14 protein-coding genes are annotated in these 22,777 nt (G+C 32.5%); 8 read left to right on the top strand and 6 right to left on the bottom strand.

The window, feature by feature from the left end; translation table 11 throughout:
- The first annotated feature begins 65 nt into the window (after window positions 1-65).
- From mfd to IM744_RS12805, 5 genes are all read left to right on the top strand, one after another.
- On the top strand, window positions 66-3,395 hold the full coding sequence (gene mfd / locus IM744_RS12825; protein ID WP_194508548.1) for a transcription-repair coupling factor: 3,330 nt from the start codon (window positions 66-68) through the stop codon (window positions 3,393-3,395).
- Window positions 3,392-4,258, top strand: a complete 867-nt coding sequence (locus IM744_RS12820; RefSeq protein WP_194508547.1) for a DMT family transporter — start codon at window positions 3,392-3,394, stop codon at window positions 4,256-4,258. The genes mfd and IM744_RS12820 overlap by 4 nt, the downstream gene beginning before the upstream one ends.
- Before the next feature lie 118 nt (window positions 4,259-4,376).
- Window positions 4,377-5,687, top strand: a complete 1,311-nt coding sequence (locus tag IM744_RS12815; protein WP_194508546.1) for a TlpA family protein disulfide reductase — start codon at window positions 4,377-4,379, stop codon at window positions 5,685-5,687.
- 432 nt (window positions 5,688-6,119) lie between these two features.
- Window positions 6,120-9,092 (top strand): SusC/RagA family TonB-linked outer membrane protein, encoded by a 2,973-nt coding sequence (locus tag IM744_RS12810; protein ID WP_194508545.1) that lies wholly within the window; start codon window positions 6,120-6,122, stop codon window positions 9,090-9,092.
- A 19-nt stretch (window positions 9,093-9,111) separates the two neighbouring features.
- Window positions 9,112-10,464: a RagB/SusD family nutrient uptake outer membrane protein gene (locus tag IM744_RS12805; protein WP_194508544.1), complete on the top strand. Its 1,353-nt coding sequence runs from the start codon at window positions 9,112-9,114 to the stop codon at window positions 10,462-10,464.
- A gap of 100 nt (window positions 10,465-10,564) precedes the next feature.
- Here the strand turns inward: IM744_RS12805 and IM744_RS12800 are convergent, their stop codons facing one another.
- From IM744_RS12800 to IM744_RS12785, 4 genes are read right to left on the bottom strand one after another with little or no spacing between them, the layout of a single operon-like run.
- Window positions 10,565-14,086: an efflux RND transporter permease subunit gene (locus IM744_RS12800; RefSeq protein ID WP_194508543.1), complete on the bottom strand. Its 3,522-nt coding sequence runs from the start codon at window positions 14,084-14,086 to the stop codon at window positions 10,565-10,567.
- Window positions 14,079-15,269: an efflux RND transporter periplasmic adaptor subunit gene (locus IM744_RS12795; RefSeq protein WP_194508542.1), complete on the bottom strand. Its 1,191-nt coding sequence runs from the start codon at window positions 15,267-15,269 to the stop codon at window positions 14,079-14,081. Before IM744_RS12795 ends, IM744_RS12800 begins: the two co-directional genes overlap by 8 nt.
- Window positions 15,270-15,281: 12 nt before the next feature.
- Window positions 15,282-16,625 (bottom strand): TolC family protein, encoded by a 1,344-nt coding sequence (locus IM744_RS12790; RefSeq protein WP_194508541.1) that lies wholly within the window; start codon window positions 16,623-16,625, stop codon window positions 15,282-15,284.
- A 4-nt stretch (window positions 16,626-16,629) separates the two neighbouring features.
- Window positions 16,630-17,232, bottom strand: a complete 603-nt coding sequence (locus tag IM744_RS12785; protein ID WP_194508540.1) for a TetR/AcrR family transcriptional regulator — start codon at window positions 17,230-17,232, stop codon at window positions 16,630-16,632.
- A gap of 124 nt (window positions 17,233-17,356) precedes the next feature.
- Between IM744_RS12785 and IM744_RS12780 the strand changes: the two genes are divergently transcribed.
- Window positions 17,357-18,331 (top strand): polyprenyl synthetase family protein, encoded by a 975-nt coding sequence (locus IM744_RS12780; RefSeq protein WP_194508539.1) that lies wholly within the window; start codon window positions 17,357-17,359, stop codon window positions 18,329-18,331.
- Window positions 18,331-18,681, top strand: a complete 351-nt coding sequence (locus IM744_RS12775; protein ID WP_194508538.1) for a hypothetical protein — start codon at window positions 18,331-18,333, stop codon at window positions 18,679-18,681. Before IM744_RS12780 ends, IM744_RS12775 begins: the two co-directional genes overlap by 1 nt.
- Window positions 18,682-18,691: 10 nt before the next feature.
- On the opposite strand, the gene IM744_RS12770 is transcribed toward IM744_RS12775, so the two are convergent.
- Both IM744_RS12770 and IM744_RS12765 read right to left on the bottom strand, forming a co-directional pair.
- Window positions 18,692-19,345, bottom strand: a complete 654-nt coding sequence (locus IM744_RS12770) for a hypothetical protein (RefSeq protein WP_194508537.1) — start codon at window positions 19,343-19,345, stop codon at window positions 18,692-18,694.
- A 23-nt stretch (window positions 19,346-19,368) separates the two neighbouring features.
- On the bottom strand, window positions 19,369-19,902 hold the full coding sequence (locus IM744_RS12765; protein WP_194508536.1) for an alpha-ketoglutarate decarboxylase: 534 nt from the start codon (window positions 19,900-19,902) through the stop codon (window positions 19,369-19,371).
- Between the two features lie 115 nt (window positions 19,903-20,017).
- On the opposite strand from IM744_RS12765, the gene IM744_RS12760 reads away from it, so the two are divergent.
- Window positions 20,018-22,774 (top strand): 2-oxoglutarate dehydrogenase E1 component, encoded by a 2,757-nt coding sequence (locus IM744_RS12760; protein WP_194508535.1) that lies wholly within the window; start codon window positions 20,018-20,020, stop codon window positions 22,772-22,774.
- Window positions 22,775-22,777: the final 3 nt, after the last annotated feature.

The following is a 22,777-nucleotide window of genomic DNA, read 5'->3' as shown; positions in this document are numbered from 1 at the left end:
TTATTAATACATTTTAACAATAGTAACTAAAACAAAAAATTTATCTTTGTGTAAAATAAAATGTCTTGAGTAAATCCACTCTCTCGCTAACGTATGCACAGTCTTTGCAAATGCAAAATCTGCGCACTGCCATTGCCAATTCTCAAAATAAAGTACACCTTAAAGGTCTTGTTGGGTCATCATTATCGCTTGTTTTAAGTGAATGTTTTAAATCTGCAGAGCTTCCATTTCTACTCATTTTTAATGATAAAGAAGAAGCAGCTTTTTACCTCAATGATTTAGAAGCATTACTTAGTGATAAAGATGTGCTTTTTTATCCAGGAAGTTATCGTAGACCTTATCAAATTGAACAAACCGATAATGCAAATGTACTCCTAAGAGCTGAGGTTTTAAACCGAATCAATTCACGCAAAAAACCTGCGGTAATTGTTACTTATCCAGATGCGCTTTTTGAAAAAGTAGTCACGCGTAGAGAGTTGGAAAAGAACACCTTGAAGATTGCAGTTGGAGATGAATTATCTTTAGATTTTGTGAACGAAGTTTTGTTTGAATACAAATTTAAACGTGTAGATTTTGTGACCGAACCTGGAGAGTTTTCGGTTCGTGGAGGAATCGTAGATGTGTTTTCATTCTCACACGACGAGCCTTATCGTATCGAGTTTTTTGGTGATGATGTAGATAGTATTAGAACTTTTGATGTCGAAACGCAACTCTCAACAGAACAGATTAAAAAGATAGGCATCATTCCAAATGTTGCCAATAAATTTTTAGATGAAAACAGACAGAGTTTTCTAAAATACATTGCCCAAAAGACAGTAGTTTTTTCAAAAAACACTGATCTTCTATTTTCTAGAATTGATGATTTCTTCGGAAAAGCAGAAGACGCATTTAAAAATCTGTCTTCGGAAATTAAACACGCTTCACCAGAAGAACTCTTTTGTAATTCTGAAGAATTGAAACGTCAATTACTGGAGTTTAGTTTAGTTGAGTTTGGTACAATGAGTCTATTTTCCGAAGAAAAAATAGAATTTAATACGACACCTCAACCGTCTTTCAATAAACAGTTCAATTTATTAATTGAAGACCTAAACTTGCATCACGATAGAGGATATACCAATTATATTGCTTGTGTAAGTGAGCAGCAAGCCAAACGTTTTCATGATATTTTTGATGATGTAGAACAAAATGTGCATTACAAAACTATTGTGCTCTCATTATACCAAGGATTTGTAGATCACGATCAAAAAATAACATGTTATACAGATCATCAAATTTTTGAACGTTACCATAAATTCCAACTTAAAAATGGCTATGCTAAAAAACAAGCGATTACTTTAAAGGAATTAACAAAACTTGATATAGGTGATTACGTTACACATATAGATCATGGAATTGGAAAGTTTGGCGGACTCCAAAAAATTGATGTAGAAGGTAAAAAACAAGAGGCTATAAAATTAGTTTATGGAGAGCGTGATGTGCTGTATTTAAGTATTCACTCACTTCATAAAATCACCAAATTTAATGGTAAGGATGGGAAACCTCCTAAAATATATAAATTAGGAAGTAAAGCTTGGAAAACCCTTAAACAGAAAACAAAATCGAGAGTAAAGGAGATTGCTTTCAATTTGATACAAGTATATGCAAAACGTAAATTAGAAAAAGGTTATCAGTATAAGCCAGATAGTTATCTACAGCATGAGCTAGAAGCATCTTTTATTTATGAAGATACTCCAGATCAAATCACTTCTACTGCAGATATCAAAGCAGATATGGAAAGTGAAAGACCAATGGATCGTCTCGTTTGTGGTGATGTAGGTTTTGGTAAAACAGAAGTTGCGGTTAGAGCTGCGTTTAAAGCTGTTGATAATGGGAAACAGGTTGCTATTTTAGTGCCAACCACTATTTTAGCATATCAACATCATAAAACATTTACTGAACGTCTTAAAGATTTCCCTGTAACCGTTGATTATTTAAACCGTTTTAGAACTGCAAAAGAAAAACGAGAAACTCTTGAAAAATTAGAGAAAGGTCACGTTGATATTATTATTGGAACGCATCAATTGGTCAATAAAAATGTAAAGTTTAATGATCTTGGGTTGCTCATTGTTGATGAAGAACAAAAATTTGGAGTTGCGGTAAAAGAGAAATTGAAAACATTAAAAGATAATGTAGATGTATTGACTTTGACTGCTACGCCAATTCCTAGAACCTTGCAGTTTAGCTTGATGGCAGCACGAGATTTATCTGTTATTAATACAGCACCTCCAAATCGTTATCCTATTGAAAGTCATGTGATTCGTTTTGGAGAAGAAACTATTAGAGATGCGGTGACTTATGAGATTCAACGTGGTGGACAAGTGTTTTTTATCCATAACCGTATTGAGAATATCAAAGAAGTTGCTGGTATGATTCAGCGTTTAGTGCCTGATGCTAAAATTGGGATTGGTCACGGACAATTAGATGGTAAAAAATTAGAATCACTAATGCTCGCTTTTATGAATGGTGAGTTTGATGTTTTGGTAAGTACAACCATTGTAGAAAGTGGATTAGATGTACCAAATGCAAATACAATTTTCATTAATAATGCCAATAACTTTGGATTAAGTGATTTACATCAAATGCGAGGAAGAGTAGGTCGAAGTAATAAAAAAGCATTCTGTTATTTTATTACGCCAGAGTATTCTGCGATGACCAATGATGCTAGAAAACGTATCACAGCATTAGAGCAATTTACTGAGTTGGGTAGTGGTTTTAATATTGCCATGAAAGATCTTGAAATTCGAGGTGCTGGAGATTTATTAGGTGGTGAACAAAGCGGATTTATAAATGATATTGGGTTTGATACCTATCAAAAAATTCTCAATGAAGCTATAGAAGAGCTCAAAGACAACGAGTTTAAGGATCTTTATCCAGACGACGGAAAAGAAAAAGAATACGTTAAAGATATCACGATTGATACTGATTTTGAATTACTCTTTCCAGATGATTATGTTAATAATATTACCGAACGTTTAAATTTATACACCAAACTAAACACATTTAAAAACGAAGAAGAACTTCAAAAATTTGAATCTGAAATTATAGATCGCTTTGGCGAATTACCAATTCAAGTGGTGGATTTATTGAATAGTGTACGTATAAAATGGATTGCAACTAAAATAGGACTAGAGAAAATCATTATGAAAAAAGGTCGTTTTGTAGGTTATTTTATAAACGATCAAAAGAGTGCATTTTATCAGAGTGCTTATTTTACAAAGGTGCTCCAATATGTGCAAACACATCCTCGTGAATGTAAAATGAAAGAGAAGCAAACCAGAAACGGATTACGTTTACTATTAACTTTTGAACAAATCAAATCGGTAAAACAAGCATTGAGTAAATTAGAAGACATATGAAAGATGCGCATTTAAAGCATGTTTTATGGTTGACAATAGCTACACTGTTTATTAGTACTTCTGGAGCTTTAGGTAAATACATAGATATGCCAATTCCAGTTATTATTTGGTGGAGATCTGCCTTTGCTGCTGTGTTGCTATTTATATATTGTAGGTTTAAAAAAGTATCATTGAAAATCGATACAGGACGTGATAAATTTACATTCTTTTTATCTGCACTTTTTTTTGGAGCGCATTGGATTAGCTATTTCTATGCGTTAAAGTTATCTAATGTGGCAATTGGTATGTTATCTCTTTTTACATATCCAGTAATCACAGCTGTTTTAGAACCGTTATTTTCTAAGATAAAATTTGATCCCGTTCACATCTTTCTTGGAGTTTTAGTATTAATAGGGATTTATTTTTTAGCTCCAGATTTTGATATTGAAAGTACCCAAGTTAAAGGTTTATTGTTTGGATTGCTTTCAGCAGTTTGTTATGCTATTAGAATATTGATGTTAAAACAGCATGTTTCGATATATAATGGTAGTATGCTTATGTTTTATCAAGTTTTAATTTTGACAATCGTGCTTTTGCCAGCACTACCAACTCTGGGTACATCTGAGATTGCAACTCAATTTCCGTATATAATTATTTTAGCGTTGGTAACTACAGCAATTGGTCATACAATGTTTGTTAATAGTCTTAAATATTTTAAAGTAAGCACTGCAGGTATTATAGCAAGTACACAACCTGTTTTTGGAATTATTATCGCATTTTTATTTCTAAATGAAATTCCTACATGGAATACTTTTATTGGAGGTACGCTAATTATTTCTACAGTAGTTATTGAAAGTATAAGATCAAAACGTAAATTGGAATGATAAAATCATGATATTTGGCTTGATTTTTGAAATTAAGTTTATGCAAGGTTTTTTTAAGACATTGTGTAAATAATTAGAACTAACCCTGTTTCCTTCAAGGAAATAAATTAAAATTTTGATGAGAAAATTATTATTACTTATTGCTTTAATACCTTCATGTATTTTTGCTCAACATAGCATAGACGGAGTATTTACACCTTTAGAAGACTACTCTTATGCATTTTTATATCATGCAACTCCAACAGCTACAAATTATATGGATCGAGCACAATTGGGAGAAGATGGTAGTTTTACCATTCCGTTTGATTCTACATCAACGCCTGGAATTTATAAAATTGTGTATGCGCTTCCTGCAGAAGACAACAACTTCGATTTTATTTATAATGGTAAAGAGTCCGTTGCTTTTACATTCAATCTAGAAAATGGTTTAGAATTCACGAGCAGCAATGAGAACAAGCTATGGGCTTCTTATATCAAAAGTATGGACATGGTTAATAGGACCATTAGTAATTTTTATGCTCAAGAAAGTGTGGATAAGAAGGCTTATTCAGATATTATAAAAACGTTAAGTGATACTCAAAAAGCTTATGAAGATTCTTCAAAAGGTACTTTAGCTTCAGTATTTATAAAAGCAAATACACCGTATATCCCAACTGGTTTTGAAGATTTAACAACCTACTCAAATAATTTGAAGCGCACGTATTTAGAGCATGTGGATTTTGGGAATCCGTTGTTGCAAAGTTCAGATTTTTTGGTGGAACGTGTTTTGGCTTATATCTTCGGAATGTCTGCAAACACAAGTAATGATGTCTATAAAAAAGATGTTGATGACTTGATGACAAGAATTGGACAGGGAAATATAGAAATAAAAACTATTTTATTTGAAATGATTTGGAGACGTTTTAAGAATATAGAAAACCCAGAACTTGCTAATTACGTTACAGATAAATACCTTTTAAAATTAACTGAACTTACAAATTATGAGGCGTTAAAAGAGCAATTACTTGTTTACAAAAACAATGCAATAGGAAATAAAGCATCAAACTTTGATTTATCATACACAAAAGATGGAAAAACAGTTGCTACAACCTTAAATGATTTAGATCTAACAAATCAATATTTAGTGATTTTTTGGAGTAGTACTTGCAGACATTGTTTGGATGAATTACCAAAAGTAAAAGAGATGCTCGCAGATAAAAAAGATTTAACTGTCATTGCAATTGGATTAGAAGATGATGCAGAAAATTGGCAAAAAATGATTGCAGACTATCAAGATTTTATTCATGTTTTAGGCCTAGAAAAATGGGATAACCCAATCTCTGATGCTTATGGAGTGGAATCTACACCTTCGTTTTTCTTATTGGATAAAGACAAGAATATCATTTCTAAACCTTATGATGCAGAAGCTTTAAAGGCGATTTTGAAGTAAGATCTGTGCTTTTCTTTGAATTAGCACATTTCCGAAGAAAAGAATATAAAATTGAAAACCCAGACTAATACGTCTGGGTTTTTCTATGATTGGTTATTAGTGAGTTCTTCTTCTTGTTTTTTCTATATATAGTTGAGTAATACTATTTTAATTTTTTTAAACTCATTATTTTTAATTCTTTCCACTTTACCAGATAGTGCGACTTTTGTATTATTAGTGGCTCTAATTTTGTCATAGTAATGTCCTTTATAAATTTTATTGATTTAAGATTTATAACCTGATATGGGTCTTATGGCGAAAATATAAAGTATTTAAAATATTAACATTTTCTTTACGGTAAAGTTAGTTTGGTGTATTTTTCTTATGAATTTAACAGAGATTTATGAAATTTTATCGTTTCTTTAACATGGCTAATTTTAAATATCATAAACTATGAACTACACTTTATCATTAAGAGTGCTGTTGTTCTCAATTATTTTCTTCCCTTTGTTGACTTTTGGTCAACAGGTTAAAGGGACGGTAATTGATGGAGCATCTAATCAACCTTTACCAGGTGCTAATGTTATCATAAAGGGAACATCTACTGGTGCGAATACAGATTTTGATGGAAATTTTACTATTAATGTAGAAAATTTTCCTGCGACACTAGTTATTTCTTCTTTAGGTTTTGAAACCCAAGAAGTTGTTTTAACAGAAGTTAGAGACGTAAATGTAACATTAAAAGAATCTGCTACCAGCTTAGATGAGGTCGTTATTTCTGGTCTTGCATCTACCGTGAAAAGGACAAATGCAGCAAATAGTGTTGCTAGTGTGTCTGCAGCAGATTTGGCTGGTGTAACACCTCCTCAAACACTTGATGGTGCTTTAGCGGGTAAATTTACTGGAGCTTTAATTAGTTCTAATTCTGGTGCGCCAGGTGGAGGAGTATCAGTTAAACTTAGGGGTATTACTTCTATTAATGGTAATTCTCAACCATTGTATATTATTGATGGCGTTTATATTGATAATAGTAGTGTCTCTTCTGGAGGTTTAAATTCTGTATCTGGTGCAGCTAGTGGTGGTAACCCATCTTCACAAGATAATGCTACTAATAGAATTGCAGATATTAACCCAGACGATATTGAGAATATAGAAATTTTGAAAGGCGCTTCTGCTTCTGCAATATACGGATCTCGTGGTGCAGCAGGTGTGATTATTATTACAACTAAAAAAGGTAAATCTGGTAAAACAGTATTAAGTTTCTCTCAATCTTTTGGTTTTAACCAAGCCATTAATTTACAAGGACAACGAAATTGGACTGCTGAATTAGCAGAAAGCCAATATGGTGAAGGCGCATTATATACTGCAGCTTTAAACAATGGTACTTTACGCGATTATGAAAAAGAAGTGTATGGAGAAAAAGGTTTTATTAGTAACACTAATGTAAGCATGTCTGGTGGCTCTGATAAAACAACGTTTTATGTTGGTTTGTCTAGAAACGAAGAAGAAGGGATTGTTAAAAGAACAGGTTATGATAAGACATCTATACGATTAAATGCAGATCATAGATTTACTGATAACATTAAATTAGCAATTACTACAAACTATATTAATTCATCTGCCGATAGAGGGTTTTTTAACAACGATAATACAGGCACAACACTTGGTGTTGCTCTAACCAATACTCGTCCTTGGGATTACTTATTGCCAGATGCTAATGGTAATTATCCAGATCATCCAAATAACTCATCAAATCCATTACAAACTAGAGATTTAATGACAAACAATGAGGCCACAAAAAGATTTATAACTGGTGGGACTTTAGATGTTAACTTATATAGAGGTGAAAATTCTGATTTGAAATTTGTAGCAAAAGCTGGTGCTGATCACTATACCTTAACAGGTACAGTGATTTTTCCAAAAGAACTCCAGTTTATGAGACCAGATCAAGGTGGAGTAAATGGTATAACTGCAGTTTCAAATACAACGAATACAAATGCAAACTACTCTGCGTTTTTAGTACACAACTATCAAACAGCAAATGATTTGAATTTCACAACCCAAGCAGGTGTTACAAACGAGCAGTTTTCACAAAATGTTGTTAGAGTTATTTCATCAGATTTAATTGCTTCAGAAACCAATGTTGATCAATCAGCAAATCAGACTGTAAATCAATATAGATTAAAACAAGAAGATTTTGGTTTCTATGTACAAGAATCGATAAACTATCAAGATAAACTTATTGGTACATTAGGTGTTAGAGGAGATAAGTCTACAAATAATGGAGATATTAATGAGCTGTTTTATTATCCAAAAGCATCTCTAGCAGCCAATTTACACAACTTTGGTTTTTGGGGAGATGATAGTAAAATTAATAGGTTCAAACCACGTATAGCATATGGAGAAGCTGGTACCTTTGCAGCGTTTGGTTCATTATACACTCTTTATGGTAGTTCTTCAAATGATGGTAATGTAGGTATAACTGCTCCGATTATTAGAGGGAATTCTTCGATAACGCCAGAAAGACAAGGTGAATTAGAACTTGGATTTGACGCTGGCTTTTTCGATAACATAGTATCTTTAGAGTTTACATACTATAAAAAAACAGTTGAAGATTTGTTATTACAATCCAATATAGAACCATCTACTGGTTTTAGTACTGAATGGGTTAACGCTGGTACTTTAGAAAATAGAGGTATAGAGATAGGAATTAATGTAGCTGCTTTTGAGTCTGATGATTTTCAATGGAACTCAGGTGTTAGTTGGTATAAGAACACCTCTGAAATGACAGAATTGAATGTGCCAACATTTAATTTAGGAGGTTTCGGAAATAGTTTAGGTCAATTTCAAATTGAAGAAGGTAAAAGTGTTACCCAGATTGTTGGTACAACTGGACCTGATACTCCTGTATCTGTTTTAGGTGATGCAGAACCAGATTTTCAAATGTCTTTTAATAACAGATTTGTTTATAAAGACTTTACATTATCATTCTTATGGCATTGGAAAAAAGGTGGTGATAACATTAACCTAACAAAACTATTATCAGATTTCGGTGGTACTAGTGCAGATTATGATGATTTTACAGTTGATCCAGAAGGATTGATTAATAATGGAACATATCGTATAGAAAATGGAATATTTGCACAGAATGCAAGACCTTTTGTTGAAGATGCATCTTATTTAAGATTAAGAGAAGTAGGATTGTATTATATCGTCCCTAGTAAATCTGTAGAAAAATGGTTTAAAGGAGCTGTTGCTAATATTAAAGTTGGATTTTCCGGAAACAACTTAGTGAATATTTTTGATTATAACAGTTATGATCCTGAGGTATCTAACTTTGGAGGTAATGGTTTATCTACTGGTGTGGAAGTAACACCTTTTCCATCTTCTAAAAGATATATGTTCCATTTATCAGCTCAATTTTAAAAAATAAAAATCTATAAAAATGAAAATATCAAGAAAATTTTATATCATAATTTTGACCATAAGTATTGTGATGTTTACATCATGTGAGCTTGAAGGTGGTGAAAGTTTGAATGGTGCAAGTACTACGTCTATATCAGATGATTTGTCCAGAGGAGAATTACCACAAGCTATATCTGGTGTGCTTTCAGACATGAGAGGAAGGTTAAATACCCAAATTGATGTACAAAGTATATTAGGTAGAGAATATTATTATTTTACAAGCTCAGATCCTAGATTCGAAGGTGATGTAGTTACAGGTAATTTAGATAATAACACATTTTATACAACAGCACCTTGGGGTTCTAGATATGCTGCAATTAAGGATGTTAATTTGGCTCTTACAGGCTTAGAAAATACAACATCAGATTTTTCTGAGGAAGAAATTGCTTCTGCTAGAGGTCTTTTAAACACATTAAAAGCACATGAATTATTGATGGTTGCAAATAACCAATATACTAATGGTATTAGAGTAGACACATCAGACCCAGATAACTTAGGACCATTTGTAGGTTATGATGAAGCGTTAACAACAATAATAGATTTACTATCTAGTGCTTCAATAGACATTGCTTTTGCTGGAGACTTAGAGTTGCCTGATTTATTCCCATTGTCATCTGGGTTTGATGATTTGAGAAAGACTGAACCAGTGACAGACGAGCTTTTGCCTATTACTGCAGCTGATCTCCTAGAGTTTAACAAGGCCTTAGCTGCTCGTGTAGAGTTGTATAGAGGGAATTATTCAAATGTGCTAACATTATTGAATGATTCATTCATGGATTTGACCGGTAATTTAGGAAAAGGAGTGTATCATACTTTTTCTCTTTCAGGATCTGATTTTGCAAATCCATTATTTTTAGCTTTAAATCAAGAATCTAATGTAAGAGTTGCTCATTCAAGTTTTATTGATGATGCCTTACCATTAGACTCGAGAGTTGGTAAGGTTGTGTTAAGAGAGAGTCCTGTAGAGGCTTCTGGGTTAGTAGGAGAATATGATGTTTGGATTTATCAATCTAACGTTGATAATCTACCTATTATAAGAAATGAAGAATTAGTGCTTCTTTATGCCGAAGCAAATATATTAATTAATCCAGCAGAATCAGTAGTTGCTATAAACATAGTTAGAAATGCTGCAAACCTGGATAATTATACTGGCGCTTTAACTCCAGCTGCATTAGAGAATGAGATTCTTTTTCAAAGACGTTATTCTTTATTTGGTGAAGGGCACCGTTGGGTCGATATGAGACGATTTGGTAGATTAAATGAATTGCCAAATGATAGAGCAGGTGATTCTGTTCCAGAAGCAGTCCCAGTTCCAGCAAATGAGAATCAATAGTAGTTAGTCTTACTTTTTTATAAATGAAAAGCCTCAACAATTATTGAGGCTTTTCTGCTATTAATTACACCTTTTATATCAAAAAGGTCTTTATTGTAATTTAAGATTCTACGGTAGGTTCTGTATGTATTTGATCTTCTATTATTTCTTTATCATTACTAAATTTAGAACGCATCCACATTTTAAGTTGCATGGATAGATAGAATAAAATAGGAACTACTATCAAAGTTAAAAAAGTTGCGATTAGCAAACCATAAATAACTGTCCAAGCCAATGGTCCCCAAAACACGACATTGTCTCCACCCATATAAATATTAGGATCAAAATCTGCAAAGAGTGTAAAGAAATTAATGTTAAGACCAATTGCTAATGGGATTAACCCTAAAATAGTAGTAATTGCAGTTAATAAAACAGGTCTTAAACGTGCTTTTCCAGCTGTAACGATACTTTCAAAAAGATCTTCATTGCTTAAATACTCATCTTTATCTAAATCTAATTCATTCTTCTTTCTATCAATTAACAATTGTGCATAATCTAGTAAAACCACACCGTTATTAACAACAATTCCTGCAAGGGAAATGATTCCAACCATCGTCATCATAATAACAAATGCACTACCAGAAATAACGATACCTCCAAAAACACCAATGAAACTCAAGAAAATAGCAATCATGATGATTGTTGGTTTAGATATCGAGTTAAACTGAAATATTAAGATGAAGAAAATCAATCCAAGTCCAGTAAAAAATGCACCCATTAAAAATGCCATTTGCTTATTTTGCTCTTCTATTTGACCTGTATAATCAATTTTTATATCTTCGGAAAGTCCTTTGTAACTCTTCATCTCATTTTGAATTTGAGCTACAATCGCGCCAGCATCTGTAAAACCAGGAGCCATTGCAGAATATACAGTAACGACACGTTTGGTGTCTTTATGTTTTATTGCACTAAACCCAGAATTGTTTTTCTGTTTTGCAACTGTAGATAATGGGATTTCTTTGATTTGGCCTGTATTATCTCTAAACGTAATATTTTGATTAAATAAGGCACTAGTATTGTATCTATTCTCCTCATTAAAACGAATATAAATATCAAAATCATCACCATCTTCTTTGTAAATACCAGCTTTAGCTCCAAAGATTGAATTACGCAGTTGTTGACCTACTTGCGATGCACTCACTCCTAATTCTCCAGCTTTTTCACGATCTACTTGAACTTGCATTGTTGGTTTATCTTTGTTGACATCAATTTTAAGTTCATCAATTCCTGGAACATTTTTAGAATTTATGAATTCACGCATTTGCTCTGCAGTAGCAATGAGTTCGTTGTAGTCACTACCTTCAATTTCAATATTAATTGGAGCACCAGCAGGTGGTCCATTCACATCTTTTTCTACGGAAATTAATACGCCTGGATAAATACCAACTAAAGCTTCTTGAACTTTTTGACGTAATAACTCACTATCTTCTCCACGTCTATATTTGTATTCTCGCATAGATGCGGTGATTTTAGCTTTGTGAGGCATTTCGGCAGCAGATCCAGCGTCTGTTTGTGGATTTCCAGCACCTTCACCAACTTGAGATACAGCACTTTCAACTAAGAAGTTTCTGTCACCATCCATGTATTTTTCTTGATTGATAACCTTATATACACGTTTTTCAATTTGAGCGGTAATCGCATTGGTTTTTTCAATGGCTGTACCTTGAGGATATTCTATATAGACAATGATTTGATTTGGTTTATTATCTGGGAAAAACTCAACTTTAGTACGTTGGGTTCCTAAAGAAATTCCGAAGGCAACAAAAGCAGCAATCAATAATAAAAAAGTACCAACACTCAAAATATATGGACGTTTCTTAGAAAGTGCACCTCTCAATTGACGTTCATACCAGTTTTCTAATGATACCAATGTATTTCTTTGAAAGCTATTTGCCCAATTTCTAATAAAAAAGCGGTAAGCCCAAAGCATGATTGCAGTGAAAATCATAACAGTTCCCAATCCTCGATACTCACCACCAAATAAAAGAATTAATACACCTATACCAGCCACAATAATTGTAGTCCTAATAATTTGGTTTATGGGCATATCTTTATCCTCAATAGTCATAAATCGTGACACCAAAACAGAGTTAAAGAAAATAGCAACGACTAGAGAAGAACCTAAAACAATCGCTAAGGTAATAGGTAAAATTTTCATGAATTCACCCATAATACCTGGCCATAATGCTAAAGGTACAAATGCTGCAACCGTTGTTGCTGTAGATATAATTATAGGAAATGCAATTTCTCCAATTCCCATTTTAGCTGCTTCAATCCTGCTCATGCCTTCATCTTCCATGAGTCTGTAGACGTTTTCAACAACTACAATACCATTATCAACTAACATTCCCAGACCCATGATAAGTCCGAAAAGTACCATGGTATTTAAACTGTAACCAATTAAGCTTAAAATCATGAGTGACATAAACATAGACATTGGGATAGCAAAACCTACAAAGAGCGCATTTTTAAACCCTAAAAAGAACATTAATACGGTAACAACTAATATAACTCCAAAAATAATGTTGTTAACCAAGTCATCTACTTGACCAATAGTTACTGGTGATTGATCATTGGTTATTGAAACTTCTAAATCCTGCGGAAATTCATTTGCAATAGCATCTTCAACAATAACTTGTATTTGTTCTGCAGCAGCCACCATGTTTTTCCCTGCACGTTTTTTAACATCAAGCATAACAACGGGTTTTCCAGATTTTCTAGCAAAGGTCGTTTTGTCTTTTTCAGAAAATGAAACAGTTGCTAAATCCTTGAGGTATATTGGATTTCCATTTTCGGCTTTGACAACAAAATTTTCAAGTTCTGAAGGTTTATCAATTTCACCTAAAATTCTAATAGTACGACGTTGACCACTGGCTTTGAGATTTCCTGCAGACATGGTCATATTTCCTCCATTTATAGCATTTATAATATCTGTAAATGTGACTTTTGCAGCCATCATTTTATAAATATCAACAGCAACTTCTACTTCTTTTTCTTGTGCTCCACGGATATCTGCTTTCTTAATTTCTTGTAAATCTTCAATTTCATCTTGAAGAAACTCAGCATATTCTTTTAATTTCTCAATTGGATAATCTCCAGAAATATTGATGTTAAGGATTGGCATTTCTTCAGAAAGACTCAATTCAAAAACATCTGGTACTACTTTAGCACCATTAAAAGTTGGCCAGTCTTCACCAGAAGTTTCACTGTCTATTTCATCTTTTACCTTTTGCTTGGCTTGATCAACGCTTAAATGTTCATCAAACTCTACAACAAGCATAGAATAATCTTCTTGTGATGTTGATGTGATTTCTACAACATTACTTACTGTTTTAAGTTTGTCTTCTAGTGCATCTGTAACTAGTTTTTCTATGTCTTCTGCTGTGTTTCCTGGGAAAACAGTACTTACATAAATTTTAGTTTCATTAACCTCAGGGAAATTCTCTCTTGGCATACTAAAAAATGCCGAAATACCTAAGTAGAAAAATACAGCAATTAGCACATACATTGTGGTTTTGTTATTAATTGCCCACGATGATAAACCGAATTCCTTATCTACACTCTTTTTGTTTTTATTAGTCATTACCTTCGGTTTCTTTATATTTAATAACCTCTACAGACTGTCCATCTCTTACGCTTCTAGCACCTTCTTTTATGATTTCAGCACCATTTTCAATTCCACTAAGAACTTCTATATTGTCACCTTGAGTTTTACCAGTTTCAATGATAACTCGTTTTGCAACACCAATTCCATTTTCATCTTTATCAGTTACAACATAAATATATTGTGAGCCTTCTGCATTTTCTGAGATCACACTTTGAGGAATTAAAAGTGCATTTTCGTTTGTATAGTCATTAATTTTTAGTCTAGCAGTTAGGTTAGGCTTAATGCTTTTATCTTCATTAGGAATTTCAATTTCTGCTTTGAACGTTCGGTTTGCAGGGTTGATAACATCTCCAGCTTGACGAATTTTTGCCTCCAATGTTTTTCCTAATACTGCTAGTTCTACTGTTACTTTTTTTCCTTTAGTAACGTTGGCAACATAACGCTCAGGAACTTCAGTTTCAATGTACATGTTGTCTAAATTTACAATACGAAATAGTTGTGTTTGTCCAGCTCCAACAACACTTCCTTGTTCTGTAATGACATCATCAATAGTTCCTGTGAAAGGAGCTTTAACCAATGTTTTGCCAATTTGTTGGTTTAATTGATTGACTGCTTCTTGTTGAGATTCATAACTAGATTTTGCTTGTAGAAATTGAATTTCACTACCAATCTTTTGTTCCCAAAGTCTTTTTTGACGTTCAAAAGTGGTTTTAGCTAAATTTGCTTGAATTTTCAATTGAGCAATTTGCTGGCTCAATCCTCCATCATCAATTTTAGCTAATAATTGTCCTTTGCTAACTTTTTGACCTTCTTTAACATAAACGTTGGTTAAAATACCGTTGTATTCTGGAGTAATAGTTAATAGATCTTTTGTAGTTACATTACCTTGCAATTCTAAAACGTGATTAAACACCTCAGATTTTGCATTAAAAGTTGTAATTAATGGGACATGTTTTGTTGTATCTAAAGCTTTGATTTTTTCATCAAGTAACTTAATTTGATCATTTAAGGCTTGTGATTCATTAACGAGTTCGCCTCTTTTTTGTCTAATAGTTTCGAGATTTCCTTTTTCTATAACACTTTCTACGGAATTTTTTTTATCTCCAGAACAAGAGACTACTAGTAAGGTTGTAATTAGAATAGAATATATATGTTTCATTGATTATAGTGTTTAATTGTTGATTGGTGAGTTTAATACAGTTTCTAATTCTGCTTTTGAATTGATTACATCAAGCATGGCTTGAAGCAATTCTTGTTGTGCAGTGTATAATTGAGTTTGTGCTTGTCTAAGTTCAAAACTAGAAGCGATACCTTCAAAATATTTAGTTTGGTTTTTGCTTTCAATTCTTTCTGCCAATGCTAAGTTTTTTCTTTTGTTTTCATAGTCTTCAAGAGTAAATTGATAATCACTTTTTGCAGAGGCTATTTGAAGTTTAATTCTTTGTTCGATTTCTATTAAATCTGTTTTTGATTTTTCTAAATTTATTGCAGCCCTTTGAGTAGCTGCGCTTCTCATCCCAGAGCTGAAAATAGGTATGTTAAGACTTACTCCAACTAATGAAGAGCCAAACCAATCTTGAGTATTGTTTGTAAATGTGAACTCATTGCTATAAGCAGAGTATCCTCCATTTATATAAGCACTTAAATTTGGTAAAGCCTTACTTTTTTCAAGCTTCATCATTAACGCTTTTGCTTCTGTATCATTCTCTGCAATTAAATAATCAATAGTATTTTGAGGATTGCCTTCTGTTTCTAAAAGTTTTAATGACATATTCTTTTCGGCTAATGTTTCTAAATTATCTGTTAGAGTTAATTGATTATAAATATCTAAACCTAACGTCATATTTAGCATTTGATAGGCTAGAGTTTTTAATCTTTCGGTATTATTTAGCATACTTTGAACGCTAGATAATGTAATTTGGAGTTGCTCAACACTTTCTTCTTCACCTAAACCATTTTCATAGATTTTCGTGGTTTCAAAAAGATTTTTTTCAAGTACTGCTATATTTCTTTCAAATATGGTGATGCTTTCTTCTGCCAGTAGCACATTTCCGTAGGCATCAATAACAGCTTTTCTGACTTCAAGATCTGTTTTGATTTTTGCGTTTTTAGATATTTCTAAAAATACTTTAGCAGATTGTAACCCTACTAAGTAAGAGCCATCAAATATTTTTTGATTTAGAGTAGCGAAGGCTGTCACGCTTTGTTTAGTACTAAAAATAACTTCTTGAAATTCTCCAGGATTGCCTCCAAAAAACTCTGCAGGAATTACAGAGACTTGTTGTTTCAAGAAATTTTGATAGTCAACACTAGCGCTAATTTGAGGTAAACCAGAAGCTGTCGTTTCCCACTTTTGTTTTATTGCAGCGTCAATATCACGACCTGCATTTATTGATTGTCTATTATTCTCTAAAGCATAGTCTATAGCTTCTTGTAAGCTTAGACTTGTTGGCTGCTCTTGTGAAAAACCAAAACTATAACATAAGAGTAATAGTATTAATGAAATTTGTCGCATTTTTTTATGATTGATTTTTAATAAAATTGTTGAGTATCGTCATTCCTTTGTCAGATACAATTGCACGTAAATGATATTCTAAATAGCTCTCCATGAGATATTCCATTTGATATTTATCTGGCGGAAAAAACATATTGTCTTTAATTCCAGTCATACCTGTGAAATACATTCGTGAAATAAAATCTACGTCAATTGTATTTCTAAAAACACCTGTTTCTACACCATGATCTAAACTTTCTTGAACAGATTGGTGCATTTTTTCAAACTGTTTGAATTTTAAGGCACTATGTATTTGAGGGTAATACTTTTGTAATTGATGTTGCGGAGAAGATTTTTCATTCTTTAAATGATGCATTACAAACATTTTAATAGAATAGAGTTCTTCAATTGGATTAGGAGCAGTATCACAAATGTTATCAATACCACAACAAATAGTATCAAATAAATTAAATGCAACTGCCTCAACTAATTTTGTTTTATTAGGGAAATGAACGTAGATAGTTTTTTTAGAGATACCCATTTCATGAGCTATATCATCCATTGTAACGCTTTTAAACCCTAAGGTTAAAAACAATTCTGCTGATTTATGTATAATTTTATCTTTCATAATATTTGGCAAAAATACAACAAGGAAACTTTGAAAACAAAAAAAGTTTCTAAAGTTTAATATTTTTTTTAACATAGCGTTAAAGTGTTGAGGTAGGTTTATTCATTTACATTATTTTTGCACAATGCAAGACATTTCATCTTATCAAGATGCATTTATAGACTATTTAAATGCCTACATAGCGCCAAAAGAACCAACAAATCTTTACGAGCCAATTAATTACATTTTGCAACTTGGTGGTAAGCGGTTAAGGCCAGTTTTAACACTTATGACTGCAGAGATTTTTGATTGTGATTATAAAAAAGCACTAGACGCAGCACTTAGTGTTGAGGTGTTTCATAACTTTTCATTGGTTCATGATGATATTATGGATGATGCTCCTTTGAGACGAGGTCAAACTACAGTTCATGAAAAATGGGATCTTAATACAGGTATTTTATCTGGAGATGCTATGCTTATTATGGCATATCAATTATTTGAAAATTATGAGCCTAAGCAGTTTTTGGAATTAGCAAAATTGTTTAGTAAAACAGCTTTGGAGGTTTGTGAAGGTCAACAGTATGATGTTGATTTTGAAACTCGTGATGATGTGACGATTGCTGAGTATTTAAAAATGATAGAATATAAAACAGCGGTTTTAGTTGGTGCAGCTATGAAAATGGGAGCTATAGTAGCTAATGCGTCACAAGATTGTCAAGATTCTATTTATAACTTCGGAAGATATTTAGGCATAGCTTTTCAATTACAGGATGATTTTTTAGATGCTTTTGGAGATCCAAAAACGTTTGGTAAACAAGTTGGAGGTGATATTATTGAAAACAAAAAAACATATTTATATTTAAAAGCATTAGAGTTTTCTAATGAAGAAGATAAATTGCAGTTAGAACATTTATATGGTGTGAGTCCTTCAGATCCTAGTGATAAAATTGAAGCTGTGAAACAGTTATTTGTATCTAGTGGTTCTGCGGAAGCAACAAAAAAAGAAATTGAGAATTATACGAAAAAAGCATTTTCAGTTTTAGAATCGCTTAAAATTTCCGAAGTGAATAAAAACGCACTCAAAGCTTTTGGGAACGATTTAATGAATAGAAATACCTAATGCAATTACCAGCAAATTTTGATGAGTTAATCTCAAAAACGACAGAGTTAGAACTCTATTCTAAGCTAGTCAAGCAAGTTAATAAAGACTTTTTGCTGGCGAATATTGATTTGGATTTTGATGAAGATATCTTGCCTTCAAGTTTAAAATATTTACTTCATGAAGTGGTTTTTAAACTGATACAAGAGAAATTTGCTGAATATTTAAACTTACTTTATATCGTAGATGTTTCCGAAGTAAAAATAAGAAAATTGGATGGAAGCGATACTTTAAAACTCTCTGAGCAAGTCACATTTTTGATTCTTCAACGTGAATGGCAAAAGGTTTGGTATAGGAATGAGTATTCTTAGAAGTCACAAACTATTTTTTTCTAAAAGCTGCGATTTCTTTGTCTTCTGTTGGAGTAAAATAAAATTTAATAAATTCGTTTGTAATTTCTTTTATAGGAAAAGAGATATTTCTATTTCCATAATGAAAGATTGAAACAAAAAGTGTTGAATCAATTTTTTCAATTCTCATTTCTTCTCTAAATTCTTTGTTTTGTTTGTTAGTGTTTTCATAGTTTAGTAACTCTTGGTTAAATTTAAACTCGCCTTTCATTTTTTTATTTTCAGAATAGAGATAGGTGAATTTCTCCATTTCAGATATTTTTAATGATGTATATGTTGGTAGAAGACGATGGAATTTTAATATAAATACTGATTCTTTATCATTAGAGATTCCGTAAGAAGATAATTCTATTTCGTTGCTATTATTAAAATGTATATCTGCATATTTTTTATCATTTAATAAATAAAGTTTGTTGTCAATTAATTTAAGTTCTAACTTTTTCTCCATTGAAAAATCAATGAATAAAATCGCATTTTCACCAGTTATTTCTAATAAGTGAAATCCTGGATAGCTTTTATTGTCTTCAATATTAATATCTTTTAAAAGCCATTTCCCATTTAAATCTTGTGCGTTTAAATAATTTAAACTCATATATGTTAGTATTGCGAATAAGGTATATTTCATTTTAGTAGTTTGTTCTAATTAGATTAAAAATAAACCCTAAAAAAAGGAGCCCAAGGATCTGCATAAATACTCTTATCTCTATCATAAAGAACATCATATCTTATTCCAATAGCAATATTATTTACTCTGTAGCCAGCACCTAAAAACAAAGCAGGATACCAATAGTTGTCATCTTTAAATAGATTATTATCAAATTTTCTATTCACATTGAGCAGCTCAAACTCTCCAGATAATTGAATTTCATCAATAGGATTAAATAAACTAATAATACTACCTCCAAAAATAGTTGAGTTGTATGAGTTTTTTGAACTATTGTAGGTTCCGTTAAGTCCTAACCCTAAAGAGAATTGATCATTAAAGTCATAAATAGCGCTTGGTGCTAAAGTTCCACTAAAAAAGCCATCTCCAAAACTTAAGCCAATACCTCCTCCATATCTTACATGTTTCCAGAAATCACTTTTTTGTTTTTGATCTTGTGAAAATGATTGAAAATAAATTATAAAAAAAATGATAAATAAAAATGTGAAATTAAGATTTGAGAGCTTGGAAATTTTCATAATTCTAAATTTGAGTTAAAAATGGTTTATAAATATACCAAAATCGCATCTATTTTTAGTAAAAGTTGTATTTTTGATTAAACTTTGTTGAAGCGAAAACGACATCAACCATTTTATGGATAAATATTCTTTTTTAAACGCAGCACATACAGCATACTTTGCTGATTTATACGACCAATACTTAAAAAACCCGGATTCTGTTGAGCCAAGTTGGAGAGCCTTTTTTCAAGGTTACGATTTTGGAAACGAAAGCTATGGCATGGAAGGCGACAATGTAGAAAGTGTTTCTACACAAGTCCCTGAGCAAGTTCTAAAGGAATTTCAAGTTGTAAAACTTATTGACGGTTATAGAAATCGCGGTCATTTATTTACCAAAACGAATCCTGTTAGAGATCGTAGACAATATGAACCAACATTAGAATTGGTGAATTTTGGCTTATCTGAGTCAGATTTAGATACGACATTTAATGCTGGTGAAATTTTAGGTACTGGTAAACAATCATTACGAGAAATCATTAGACATTTAGAGAGTATTTATTGTGACTCTATTGGTGTTGAGTACATGTATATTAGAAAACCTGAAGAAATTCAATGGATTCAAAACAAACTCAATATTAATGATAATCAGCCTAAATTTTCTTCCGAAGAAAAAAAGCATATTCTAAAAAAATTAAACGAAGCAGTTTCTTTTGAGAGCTTTCTTCATACTAAATACGTAGGTCAAAAACGTTTCTCATTAGAAGGGAATGAGTCTTTGATTCCTGCTTTAGATTCTTTAATTGAAAATGCTGCACAGCATGGTGTTAAAGAATTTGTCATGGGAATGGCCCATCGTGGTCGTTTGAGTACGCTTACTAATATCTTCGGAAAAAGTGCCGAAGACATATTTAGTGAGTTTGATGGAAAAGATTACGAGCAAGAAGTTTTTGATGGTGATGTTAAATACCATTTAGGGTGGACATGTAATCGCAAAACTGAAGGTGGACACGAAATCAATCTTAACATTGCACCAAATCCGTCACACTTAGAAACGGTTGGAGCAGTTGTAGAAGGAATTGTTAGAGCAAAACAAGATGATAAATATCCAGATAACCCTTCACAGGTTTTACCAATAATTGTTCATGGTGATGCTGCGATTGCAGGCCAAGGACTCGTTTACGAAGTCATACAAATGGCACAATTGGATGGATACAAAACAAATGGTACAATTCATATTGTAGTGAATAATCAAATTGGTTTTACTACTAATTATTTAGATGCTAGATCGAGTACCTATTGTACAGATGTTGGTAAAGTGACTTTGTCGCCAGTACTTCATGTTAATGCAGATGATGCAGAAGCTGTAGTGCATGCAATGTCATTTGCACTTCATTTTAGAATGAAATTTAAACGAGATGTATTCTTAGATTTATTGGGCTATAGAAAATATGGTCATAATGAAGGTGATGAACCTCGTTTTACACAACCAAAATTATATAAAGCAATTGCTAAGCATAAAAACCCTAGAGATCTTTATGCTGAAAAGTTAATAGCTGAAGGTGTTATTAATGATACTTATGTTTCAGAATTAGAAAAGCAATACAAAGATAAATTAGAAGAAAATCTTGAAGATTCTCGTAAAATAGACAAAACTGTAATCACGCCTTTTATGGCAGATGAATGGGAGAACTATAATACGGTAATTGAAGATAAAATGCTTCAATCTATTGACACAACGTTTCCAAAAGATGGTTTAGCTAAGATCACAAAAGTGATTTCAAACTTACCAAAAGATAAGAAGTTTATTCGTAAAATTGAACGTTTAGTGCAGTCGCGTCAAAAAATGTTTGATGAAGATAAACTGGATTGGGCAATGGCAGAGCATTTGGCTTATGGTACATTGTTAGAAGAAGGTTATGATGTTAGAATGTCTGGTCAGGATGTAGAACGTGGTACATTTTCACACAGACATGCAGTTGTCAAGGTTGAAGATAGTGAAGAAGAAATATTATTGCTTAATGAGATTAGTGATAAGCAAGGAAGATTTTTTATCTATAATTCATTGCTTTCAGAATATGGTGTTGTAGGTTTTGACTATGGGTATGCTATGGCAAGCCCTAATACACTAGTTATTTGGGAGGCACAATTTGGAGACTTTAGTAATGGAGCACAAATTATGTTAGATCAGTACATTTCGGCAGCAGAAGATAAATGGAAACTTCAAAACGGATTGGTCATGTTATTACCTCACGGTTATGAAGGTCAAGGTGCAGAGCACTCATCTGCTAGAATGGAACGTTACTTACAGTTGTGTGCAAAAGATAATATGTTTGTGATGGATTGTACAACACCTGCAAACATGTATCACTTACTGCGTAAGCAAATGAAAGCGCAATTTAGAAAACCTTTAATCGTCTTTACACCAAAGAGTTTATTGCGTCACCCATTAGTAGTGTCATCTGTAGATGAATTTGCTAACGGAAGCTTCCAAATGGTCATTGATGACCAAACAGCAAAAGCAGATAAGGTAAAAACTTTAGTATTTGTTACAGGTAAATTTTATTATGATTTACTTGAACAACGTGAAGAACTCAAAAGAGATAATGTAGCATTGGTAAGAGTAGAACAACTATTCCCATTACCAGAAAAACAAATAAAAGACGCCATTGCTAAGTATAAAAATGCAGATGACATTGTTTGGGCACAAGAAGAACCAAGAAACATGGGAGCTTATAGTCACATGTTAATGCATATGGAGGAAGCTAGAACATTTAGAGCAGCAACGCGTAGACCTTATGGTGCACCAGCAGCAGGAAGTAGTGTGCGTTCTAAGAAACGTCACCAAGAAGTGATTGATTTTGTTTTTGATAAATCAAAAAACAATCAACGCTAGATT

The sequence above is a fragment of the Psychroserpens luteus genome (genome assembly GCF_015319355.1).
Taxonomy (GTDB): Bacteria; Bacteroidota; Bacteroidia; order Flavobacteriales; family Flavobacteriaceae; genus Psychroserpens; species Psychroserpens luteus.
The sequence above is the reverse complement of the archived record's forward strand: the minus strand, read 5'-3'. Positions and strand labels throughout refer to the sequence as shown.